The 989-nt window shown below is 31.6% G+C and carries 1 protein-coding gene and 1 pseudogene; both read left to right on the top strand.

Annotated elements, in window-relative coordinates; all coding sequences use genetic code 11:
- The first annotated feature begins 195 nt into the window (after positions 1-195).
- Positions 196-708, top strand: coding sequence for a hypothetical protein (locus CD126_RS11850; protein WP_049406550.1), 513 nt, complete (start codon positions 196-198; stop codon positions 706-708).
- 43 nt (positions 709-751) lie between these two features.
- Positions 752-989 (top strand): annotated as a pseudogene (locus CD126_RS12255) (hypothetical protein); the annotation flags it as partial.

The raw sequence follows: 989 nt of genomic DNA, 5'->3' as shown, positions 1-989 counted from the left end.
ATGGATAGCAATTTAAAGTTTTTGTATAAATTATATAGACAAGGGTTACTCTCTGCGTGTAAGATATAGAAAAGTATAGTTTAGGCGAAACGTAGAAAATGAAGCTTCAAGTGAATTTGAGATTTATATGAATAAGATAGGATTTTATGAAACAGTTGCATCAACGATACATTACAACAAGAAAGGATAATGACTATGGAAAATATTTTTGCAGTTGCAAAGTATCTTATCGAGTCTTATGAAAATACTTATAGCGTTAAGTTCGGCAACGATTCTACTAAGTTACAAATATTTGTGTTCTTAGCAGAATTTATATGTTATCAAATTACGGATAAGCCTTTGTATTCCCCTTCTTTAGTAAAAGGGGATAAAGAACCGGAGATTCCGATATTAGCTTCATTCTTCGAAAAGGATGGCTCTCAAATAGGTACGTGTCAAGATAGTTCTGCAAAAGAGATTATTGATCATACAGTTAAGACATACGGCATCTTCACTTTAGAGTATCTGAGTGATTTAAGCCGTACTATAAAATCAGATTATTATTTAAAAAGCTATGATATTGCTGATGGAGCAATACCAGTCATAGTTAATGATCCAGACATTGATCCAAATCGTATGTATGATCATTTATATGACATGTATGTCGATGAGTTTGAAGACGTAGATTGGGAGACGATGAAATTTGGTTTTCAATTATCAACCGAGTGAACTAGTAAATACTATTGTTAAATCTAGAATGCATTACTATGATATGAAGACGAAATCAGTAAGATTTAAAGTACGACCAATGCTTGTAGTAGCTATAGAGAGAAATTACTTTCACACAGATTTGACCGTTCTTCCAATATCTTCAGTTTCAAATAAGAAGAATATCGATTACAAATTTGATATTAGTATAGGTAAAATAGAGTGTCCTACTCTGCAATATATTACAAAAGATTATTGTCATGTAAGGGTGCATAAGCCTAACACGATAAACTCTAATAATG

It is taken from the genome of Staphylococcus pettenkoferi (assembly GCF_002902685.1).
In the GTDB taxonomy this organism is placed as follows: domain Bacteria; phylum Bacillota; class Bacilli; order Staphylococcales; family Staphylococcaceae; genus Staphylococcus; species Staphylococcus pettenkoferi.
Note: the sequence above shows the minus strand (reverse complement) of the source record. Positions and strands in the feature narration are given on the sequence as shown.